Here is a 9747-nt window from a genome sequence, read left to right as displayed (position 1 = left end):
TTAGTACAACCCATCAAAAAATAATGTAAGCAGTTGGCTATATAATTTTGAAATTCTAATCTAGAAACTTTATATCTTACCTATAAAAATTTTTAAATTTTACTCTTGCGGTTAATCATAAATTTTATATGAAGTCTTTAAATTCAATCTAAAACCTCTCTCGCGTATTTCATCCCCAAATCATACGCCTTTTCATTTAGCGCACGGGTCTTTTCGGGCACAGAGCGGAGCATTTGCTCTTTTACTAGCCCTGAGTCCATACAGCGGCTAAGCTCTACTGCGATCGCTAGGGCCACGACACTTTGGGTGATGACATTTCCAACTTCGTATTTTGCGATGGTAATGATTGGAATTTCATAAATTTTAAAGCTTGCCCTATCCTCATCGCTCGGCGTTACTAAATTCGGCTCGATTACGATCACGCCGCCTTTTTTCACGCCGCTTTTGAAAGCATCGTAGCTGCTCTGCGCTGTTGCGAGCATAAAATCGATCTCGCCCTCGCTCGCGTAAGGATATAGAATTTCTTCATCACTTAAGATAATATCCACTTTCGTAGGCCCACCACGTACCTGAGAGGTATACGTAGATGCCTTGATTCCATAGCCGCCGTGTGCGATCTTTGCCGCAGCTAGAATTTCACCTGCTAAAATCACGCCTTGACCGCCCACTCCCACAAATCTTAACTGATTCATCTTAGTCCTTCAAAATTTATCGCTTCGCCGCTTTGTGCCGCGTCTATCACTTTTTGATACGCCTTTGTGTATTCGGTGCGCTCATTATCTTCGTGCAAAACTCCAAGCGGAAATAGCCCCGCTCGCTCATCCTCGCTAAGAGCGTCAAATTTTGCTTTAGAAATCGTGCGCGAATCAAGCCACTTTAGCATTTGTACCGCCTCGCTCATTTTATTTTTACGACCCAAATTTACGTGGCAGTTACTAAAAATATCAAAAAAACTATAACCCTCGTGCTCAAAGCCCTTAGCCAAAAGTCGCTCGATTTTTTCGGGATTTGTCACGCTCTCGCGTCCAACAAAAGTTGCCCCAGCGGCAATCGCAAGCTTTGCCGCATCAAAGCTGGGATCGACATTGCCGTATTGCGCCGTAACCGTCCAAAACCCGCGCGGCGTCGTAGGGCTCGTCTGCGAGTTTGTAAGCCCGTAGATGAAATTGTTTACTAAGATATGATTTAGATCGATATTGCGGCGGCATCCATGGATCGTGTGATTGCCCCCTATCGCAAGCCCATCGCCATCGCCAGTGACTACTATTACGTGTTTGCCTGGATTTGCAAGCTTGATACCCGTAGCATAAGCTATCGCGCGTCCGTGCGTCGTATGGACGGTATTGCAGTCTATGTAACTCGACATCCTGCCGCTACAGCCGATACCGCTTACCACGCACACATCGTCCATACTCCAGCCTATGCGGTCAATCGCGCGGATGATCGCTTTTAAGATCACTCCGTCGCCGCAGCCCCAGCACCAAAGCGTAGGCATCTTGTCCGTTCTTAGATATTTATCGTAATCAAACGCCATTTAAAGCTCCTTTACTTTCTCGATAATCTCGCTAGGGCTGATCGGTCTGCCGTTTGCCTTAAGAAGCGTCTTAAAATCATCCCTCAAGCAAGCACGCTGCACCTCTAGCAGATACTGCCCTAAATTTAGCTCGGCGATCAAAATTTTATTAAATCTCTCCCCTAGCTCCCTTAGCTTGCGCGCTGGGCTTGGCCACAGCGTGATCGGGCGGAAAAGCCCCACACGCACGCCTTGCCCTCGTAGCTTTAAAATCGCGTCTTTTGCTGCTAAGCTAACGCTGCCATAGGCGATGATGCAAGCATCAGCGTCATCTAGCATAAATTCCTCGTATTGCACGATCTCATCTTCATGCGCCGAAATTTTATTAAAAAGCCTTTTTATAGAGTGATCCACGATCTGCTCGTTTTCGGTCGGAAAGCCCTTCGCGCCGTGATGCAGCCCCGTTATGTGATAGTGATATCCCCTAAAAAAGGGATTTAGCACCGCAGGCTTATCGGGCGCAGCATCGTAAGGCTCATAATCTTTCGGACTGCCTTTAAATTCCGCCCTACGCTCGATTTTTAGATCCGAAATTTCAGGCAGCACCGCCTTAGCCTGCATATGCCCAAGCGTCTCATCAAGTAGCAAAAATACCGGCGTCATAAACCGCTCGGCTAGATTGAAGGCGCGCACGGTCTGCGTGTAAGCCTCCTTTAGCGAGCCCGGACACAGCGCGATGCTTTGAAAATCGCCGTGAGTGGGGTTGCGAGCTTGCAAAATATCGCCCTGCGCCACTCGCGTAGGAAGCCCTGTACTAGGACCTCCACGCATAACATTTACGATTAAAAGCGGAATTTCAGCGATAAAGCCAAGCCCAATCTGCTCTGATTTTAGCGAAATTCCAGGACCGGAGCTTGCCGTCATCGCCTTTGCACCGCTCATCGACGCGCCCAAAGCTACCGAAATGCCCGAAATTTCATCTTCCATCTGGATAAATTTGCCTCCGACCTTAGGTAGCAAGCGACTCATCTCGTGCGCGATCTCGCTGCTCGGCGTGATCGGGTAGCCGCCGAAAAAATTACAGCCGCAATCAATCGCCGCACGCGCAATTAAGGCGTTGCCTGTGGAAATTACCTCTCTCATTATGCGTCCTTGGGTTTCATAAAATTATTATTTTTGATTTTTTCTGCCATCTCTCTAGCCTGCGAGCTTAGACGAGCGAATTTAAAGCCTTTGGGCGCAACGAAAATCGCAAAATCAGGGCAGTGCAACTCGCACTCCCTACAGCCGATACAGGCGCCCTCATCCACCACGTCGATCATCATGCCCTGCACGGCGCCCTCGTCCTGTCTCATCGCGATCGCGCCGCTAGGACAGACGCTTACGCAGATGTTGCACGCCTTACAGCGGCTCTCATCCGTCCAGACGGCGCGCTGGCTCTCATTTTCGCTCATATTTTCTCCTTAATTTATCAAAATCCGCACTAAATCCCGCTTTGCGATTTAAAATTTGAAATTTTGCGGCGCAAGCCTGCTTTGATCGCATTAAAGTCCTCTCGTTTTTAAATTTTGCAGAGTTTAAATTTTAAAATTTTGTGGCGTTTAAAAATTTTACGTCACGCAAAATTCTGCGCCAAAGTAAAATTTTAATCTATGAAATTTCACAGCGGGCAAAATTGCGCAAATTTTAAAATTCCGCAGCGAATAAAATTTTACGCTGTAAAATTCTGCGAGCTTAAATTTCTTGCCAAAGTGAAATTTAATGCCGCAAAATTCTATCGCAAGAATTATGCGCTTTAAAATTTTAGCTCTGTAAATTCCGCGTCGCGCCGAATTCGCTCTATACCCGCTAAAACTTCAGCCCCGCTACGCTTGCTCGTATCCGTTCGAGCTGCTCATAAAACTCACCCGAGTAAGCGAAATTCCTCTCTATCGCGCCCATTTTGCCGACGCTTACGAAGCGCCCCAAAGGCACTCCCGATCTATCCGCGACGCAGCAGGCGAGCGTGCCGCAGGTATCAAAAAGGATGTATTTTATGATCTTTACGATCCCAGCAGCGGGCGCCAAATACGCCGACGTGCCCAGTAGCTCGCCGATCTGCGCGCCGGCGCGTTTGGTATTTTGCACCGCGCGCTCAAAAATTTCATCCGAAATTTCAAATCCCAACTCGTTTTTAAGCGCGATCATCTCTTCGCTATGCGGGCCCACGATCGCGCTTCTCATCGATGAAATTTCCTTGCCGCTCGCTCGCGCGAGTTCAAATTTAAGCCGCGCGCCGTCTAGCTCGCCCGCCATGCCGATGACGCGCTCTTTTGCAAACCCGCTAGCCTGCAGCGCCGCATAAACCATCATATCAAGCGGATTGGTAACGACGATGATGATGGAGCTAGGCGCGTATTTTGCGGCATCTCGCGCGCATTGCGCGACGATGGCGGCGTTGCTGCCAAACAGCTCCTCCCTACTCTGCCCCGCCTTTCTTGCGCGCCCCGCCGTGATCACGACAACGCCTGCGTCCGCTATGTCGCTAGGCTCCGTGCTGCCGCTTATGCGCAGGTCGCGCTCATAAACCGCCGCCGTATGGGCAAGATCGAGTGCCTTGCCGCGCGCAATCTGCTCTACCGCATCCACAAGCGCGATGCTGTCTATCTTTTGGCTCAAAGAATCGCTTACGATAAGATCGTTTGCTACCGCCGCACCGATGTTTCCCGCGCCGAATATCGCTATTTTCATTGTTATCTCCCAAATATCGGCCCGCATTTTTATAACTGCGGGGGTTAAATTTTAAAATTTAAAGACGAAATTTCGTTTTTAAAATTTAAGCCGAAGCGACCTTAAATTTTACCTCTGCGCCTTTACGTTGCGCTCGTGCTCGGCTTGCGTGCGCGCAAAATCGTGAAGCCCCGTTTTTTTATTTCGCATAAAATACAGATACTCGCTCTTTGCGGGCGCGAAAACGGCGCGTATCGCATCGCGAGAGACCACGCACACGGGCTCTTTGGGAAGTCCGTCGTTGAGGTAGGTGTTGTAGTGGCTGGTGTCGGTGCGGATGCGCTGCGGAGTGATCTTGACGTGCGAAAACTCGCCGTAATTCAGCGTCCCGTCCATCTGAAGGCGCATATTTTTGGATAAGCGGTTGTCGATGACGGAGGCTACGAGGGGCATCTCATCTGCGTTTGCGGCCTCTTTTTGAATGACCGAAGCCTTGATCAGCACCTGCTTCCACGCCGTGGCGTTATAGTCGCCGCTAAGCTCGCGCGACAATCCTTCGTGGAATTTTTGCGCGCTTGAGACGAGGTGGTCGATGATATTTTTTTCGCTTTCGTTTTTGCCTATTTTATAGGTTTCGGGGACCAAAAAGCCCTCGTAAAACGGCGCCGTGGCGTTGTATTCGCGCTCAAGCTCGCTAAAGCTTAGCCCGCGATCTTTCGCCAGCTGTTTTAAAAACACGATCGTAGTCTCGCCCGGGATCAGCTTAATCTCGTTCATCACGGGCTTTGCGACGCTTAGCTCATACAAAAATTGGTATTTGGGCAAATTTTCGCCGCTAAGCTCCAGCTCGCCGGTTTTTGCGCCGCCGTAAAAAGAAAGCAGCCTCGCGTCAAATTTACTAAATTTTGGATAGCTCTTTGAGAGTTGCGATAAAATTTTCGTTGAACTACCTTGTCCTATCTGCACGGTTTTCGCGTTGCCGACGCGCTCGTGTAGATCAAAGCCCACAGCCAAAAGAACGATAGCCGCAAGCTCGATACAAATGCACGCCGCTTTGATGAGCTTTATAAAGAATTTCATGCATTCCTTTCAAAATTTAGCTGAAATTATAGGCAAATAAGCCAAAATTTTGAATAAATTTCATATTATAAGCGCAGTTTTTCGGCACGCCCGATTTGGTTTTGGGGCGGAGTTTTTTGATGAGGCGATGATGTTTAGAACTTTGGCTAGATTTTTTTTGTGCATAACCATACTTTTTATAGTCTGCGCGGTAGGCTTAAAGCACGGTATTGCGATTTCGCAGCTGGACGTGGGCTTTGCAAAGCTTGAGGGGTTTTATCTCAAACTAAATAAAAGTCTCGTGCTGCGTATCAAAAATCTTGAAATTACGCAAAATAATACACAAAATTTAGAGCAAAATTCCACCGATCTGCGCACGCAAAGCGAGAAAATTTTGGAATTTAGCAAAAAAATCTCGCTCATCAACTCCTTTTTTGAAGAGATCGACGTGCAAAATTTAAAGATCAAAGGCGAAAGCTTAAAGCTAAAATACAAAAGCGACGTTTTTTACGTAGATACGCGGTTTTTTAGGCTAAGCTCAAAGATCACGCCGGGCGCAGACGGACTGAGCTTCGATCCGATCGAGCTTAAGCTAAATGATTTTAATCTCACTCTGCACGGCACGGCGCGAGCAAATTTCAAAGCCGATACGTATGATTTTAACGGCACCTTCGCTTCGCACGAGATCGCGGGCGAGCTTGATGTGCGCAATATCGGCTCGGAGCTAAATATCGAGATAAACCGCGCCTCGGCCTTGAGTCTGAAAAATTTTATGAATGAGCTGGGCGCGCTAACGGGGCTCAATCCGCTTGCGAACGAGTGGATCTACGGCAAGGCGGTCGCGCAAAACTACTATATCGAAAATCTGCATGCCAAAGTCGATCTAAAAGATCCGCGCCCGATCGCCGAAAACGTCAGCGCTACGGCCTACGCGCAGGATCTTACGATAAAATTTCAGCCGCAAATCGAAGCCGTAACGGTAAAAGACGCAAACATCACGCTCAAAAACGATTATCTAATCTTCACGCTGAACGAGCCTAAATTTAAAGGCAAAAGCCTGGAGGGAAGCGGCGTGCGTATCGGCGGGCTTTTTGAAGAGAAGCCGATCGTATATCTGGATCTGCGAACCAAGGAGAGTTTGGGCAAAGACCTTGTGGATATTTGGCAAAGCTACGGCATAAACGAGCCCGTATATCCGCTAGGCGGCGGGATCGATGCGCGCGTGCTGATAGATGTGGATGTCGAAAAGGAAAGCGCCAAGGTGGACGCAAACGTGACGCTAAAAGATGCCGATCTGATGATCTCTAAAGCGAAATTTCACTCCAAGGCCGCGCGGGTGCATATCGCAGAAAAAAAGATCGACATCAAAGACGCGAATCTACAAAATGAAATTTTTAACGCCACGGCAAGCGGCAGTATCGATATCGCCACGCGCAAAGCTAAATTTAACGGCGTTATTCATAGCTTCAATCTCTCCCCGAACGGCAAAGAAATTTTAAAATTTGGCGACGCGCGAGATAATATGAGCCTTGATTTTAGCGGCAAAGCGCCGGTGCTGAGCTCGCAATTTTTAGGCGCAAAGATGAGCTTTGGAGATAAGATCGAGATTAGCTCGCCCGATATTAGCGGAATTCTGCCCTTTTCTAAGACGCTTAAAAACGCGGGCATTAGCGGCGGAGATCTTAAAATTTTGACTAACGATTTTACAAATTTGGATATCAGCAGCAACAATCTCATCTTTGATTTCGGCCTGCTGAACAAGGACGGAAGCCATTATAAAAACGACTCTTTCGTGCTTCGGGTGCGCGGGGGCGATCTGGACGGCTCTAGCGGAAGCGGTAAAATTTCTCTTAAAATAAACAAAGGCGGCAACTTCGTCTCGCTAAAAGACGTGGACGTCGCGATCAATACGAGCGTGCAAACCAGCGAGTTTAATAGCGGCACGAAGGAGCGCTCGCCGATAAATTTCAGCGGACAAAACTCTGCAATCGTGCTATCCGATCTTAATAAGACGCTGAAATTTACGCACTTTAACGGCGTGCTGGACGGCAAAAATATGAATTTAAACGCAAGCTTTAAACGCGGCGACGTGAAGTTGATCTTTAAAAAGAGCTTGCTTCAAATTTTTGCGCAAAACATCAGCGGCGAGGCGCTCAATCAATTCCTAGGCTCGCAGAGCTTCGACGGAGGGGTATTTACGCTGAAAGCAAGCGGCATCGATCCGCGCAACTACCGCGGCGAGATCAACGTGCAAAACACCTATCTGAAGGACTACATCATCTATCAAAGACTTCTTAGCTTTATAAACTCGGTGCCGTCGCTGCTTACGTTTAAGACGCCCGATTTCAACGATCGCGGCTTTAGCGTGCAGAAGGGTAAAATTTACTTTCGCCGCAGCGGCGATAAAATTTACATAAACGCGATGAACTTTACCGGCAGTAGCGCCGACATCGCGGGCAACGGCGAAGTGGATATGAAAAGCGGCGCGCTAAATATCGATCTGGAGCTTAAATATCTCAAAGACGCAAGCTCGATAATCTCAAAAATCCCGCTGCTAAATCATATCATCTTGGGCGAAAACAATACGATCTCCACGATCATCGAGATTCGCGGTACGATGAAAAAGCCCACCTACTCGACCGGCGTTGCGACCGACGTGCTAAAAACGCCGTATAATCTCATCAAAAACACGCTGATGCTGCCCTTTGTGATCTTCGGCGACAGCGAGGAGAGCAAATGAAATTCCCGCTCGATTATAAGGATAGTTTTGAAAAATCGCTGCTGTTTTGGCTCGTAAAATTCGTGCGCTACAAGCTAAGCGCGCTATCGAATAAGGAGCTGAAAAACGACGCGCTGTTTCGCCGCGCGAGCCTGGCGCTAAATCACGAGGTCGCGAATATCAATGAACTCGAGCGGCTCGCAAAAGACGCTCGAAACGCGGGCCTTACCGGCATCAATACCTATTTTAATCCGCTTAAAAAATTTTACGAAGCGATCATGCAGTACGGCCTTGAGAGCATGAAAAATATCGATGAGGAGCTTTTGAGCGAAATTTTAGCCTCGATTACGGGCGGGCTGAGCGATGCGAGTAAAAAAAACTATCGAATCGCGCTGATAAATTTTTTCGGCTTCATCGACCGCCAAAACGAACAGGACGGCACCTCGCACAACTTCGGCATCGAGCTTAAGCACTGGGGCGGCGTTAGCGGCAGCCGCGGCACGAAGCTTCCTGAGTTTATGAGCGAGGAGGAGCTGAAGCGGTTTTTGGATGCGATAAATCTAAGCGAGTTTCGCTCCTTTGCGCATCGCAACCGCCTGATCGTAAAAATCATCGTCTACACGGGCATCCGCGTGGGCGAAGCGATAAATTTAAAGCGTAAAGATATCGCACCGGAGGGGGATCTTTTCATCATCCGAATCCGCGGCAAGGGCAATAAATACCGCATCGTGATGATAAAGCGCCACCTAATCGAGGAGCATCTAAACGCGCTGGAGACGAACTTTGCCAACAAAGAGGGCTATCTTTTCGTCACCAAAAACGGCGCGCCACTTACTCAGGCATACGTCAGTGGCATCGTGGAGAAAATTTTAATGAGCGCGGGCATACGCAAGGAAAAAAACGGCGCTCACATGCTGCGCCACACCTTCGCAACGATGCTTTACAAAAAGCAAAAGGACCTCGTGCTCGTCCAGGAAGCCCTCGGCCACGCGAGCCTAAATACTTCGCGCATCTACACCCACTTCGATAGCGACAAACTGCGCCTTGCGGCGAAGGTCGCAGAGGAATTCGAAGAGTAAAATTTTAAAATTTGCAGCGGCGCGAGGCTTACTTGAGCGAGATTTTTTAAATTTCGTTTTGAGGCGGCTTTAAAATCGTTTTTATGGAATATTTACAAGAATTTTGGAATTTTATTTTGAAAAATTTTAAAATTTGTTTTTCATACTCGAATAACAAAACACAAAAATTCTACCCTACGAGCTTTAGAATTTAACTCGGCAAAATTTTAAATTAACGCGCGAGCCTTAGATCTTGATTGCAAAAAATCTAAAATTTTATTCTTTTGGAGTATAGAATAATTTACTTTTTAGATTTTCTCATGCGATTTTGCCTAAAATTTCAGATAAATTTAGTGCAAAATTTCATTTAAATTTTTACGATAGGAATTTTATCCGAGGATTTTATAAGCAAAAGATAAACGGCATATTAAGAGATAGTAGATATAAAATTTATCTGCAAATTTCACAAGGATAGAATTTCTGATTTAAAATTTAAACCCTCAAAATTTTATAGTTTGATTTACTTCCAAATTCTCATCGCACCGTATTCGCCTTAAAATTAAAGACACAAAAGATTCTGCCACCAAAGTTTGCTGCGAAATTTACCGATGCGAAGCTTGCTTCGTAAACAGCGCAGGAATCATATAGGAATTTATACTAAAAATTTAAAGATACAAAATCCATCGGCA

At 47.1% G+C, this 9747-nt stretch carries 8 protein-coding genes; 2 read left to right on the top strand and 6 right to left on the bottom strand.

From position 1 onward, the window contains the following. Positions 1 to 143: 143 nt before the first annotated feature. From Q0256_RS02170 to mltG, 6 genes are all read right to left on the bottom strand, one after another. Entirely contained in the window at positions 144 to 692 is a 549-nt protein-coding gene (locus Q0256_RS02170; protein ID WP_297959639.1) for a 2-oxoacid:acceptor oxidoreductase family protein, read from the bottom strand. After that, on the bottom strand, positions 689 to 1534 hold the full coding sequence (locus Q0256_RS02165) for a 2-oxoglutarate ferredoxin oxidoreductase subunit beta (protein WP_297959637.1): 846 nt from the start codon (positions 1532 to 1534) through the stop codon (positions 689 to 691). Before Q0256_RS02165 ends, Q0256_RS02170 begins: the two co-directional genes overlap by 4 nt. Further along, positions 1535 to 2656, bottom strand: a complete 1122-nt coding sequence (locus Q0256_RS02160; RefSeq protein WP_297959635.1) for a 2-oxoglutarate synthase subunit alpha — start codon at positions 2654 to 2656, stop codon at positions 1535 to 1537. Further along, complete coding sequence (locus tag Q0256_RS02155; RefSeq protein ID WP_177388316.1) at positions 2656 to 2967, bottom strand: 4Fe-4S binding protein; 312 nt, start codon at positions 2965 to 2967, stop codon at positions 2656 to 2658. The genes Q0256_RS02160 and Q0256_RS02155 overlap by 1 nt, the downstream gene beginning before the upstream one ends. A 394-nt stretch (positions 2968 to 3361) precedes the next feature. Further along, entirely contained in the window at positions 3362 to 4243 is an 882-nt protein-coding gene (locus Q0256_RS02150) for a malate dehydrogenase (protein WP_297959632.1), read from the bottom strand. Between the two features lie 108 nt (positions 4244 to 4351). Then, positions 4352 to 5302 (bottom strand): endolytic transglycosylase MltG, encoded by a 951-nt coding sequence (mltG, locus tag Q0256_RS02145; protein ID WP_297959630.1) that lies wholly within the window; start codon positions 5300 to 5302, stop codon positions 4352 to 4354. Between the two features lie 127 nt (positions 5303 to 5429). Between mltG and Q0256_RS02140 the strand changes: the two genes are divergently transcribed. Together Q0256_RS02140 and Q0256_RS02135 are read left to right on the top strand one after the other, a co-directional pair. After that, positions 5430 to 8021 carry an AsmA-like C-terminal domain-containing protein gene (locus Q0256_RS02140; RefSeq protein WP_297959628.1) on the top strand — a complete coding sequence of 864 codons (2592 nt, stop codon included), beginning with the start codon at positions 5430 to 5432 and terminating at the stop codon, positions 8019 to 8021. After that, positions 8018 to 9079 carry a tyrosine-type recombinase/integrase gene (locus tag Q0256_RS02135; protein WP_297959626.1) on the top strand — a complete coding sequence of 354 codons (1062 nt, stop codon included), beginning with the start codon at positions 8018 to 8020 and terminating at the stop codon, positions 9077 to 9079. Before Q0256_RS02140 ends, Q0256_RS02135 begins: the two co-directional genes overlap by 4 nt. The last annotated feature ends 668 nt before the right edge of the window (positions 9080 to 9747 follow it).

The sequence above is a fragment of the uncultured Campylobacter sp. genome (assembly GCF_937949835.1).
GTDB lineage: Bacteria > Campylobacterota > Campylobacteria > Campylobacterales > Campylobacteraceae > Campylobacter_B.
The sequence above is the reverse complement of the archived record's forward strand: the minus strand, read 5'-3'. Positions and strand labels throughout refer to the sequence as shown.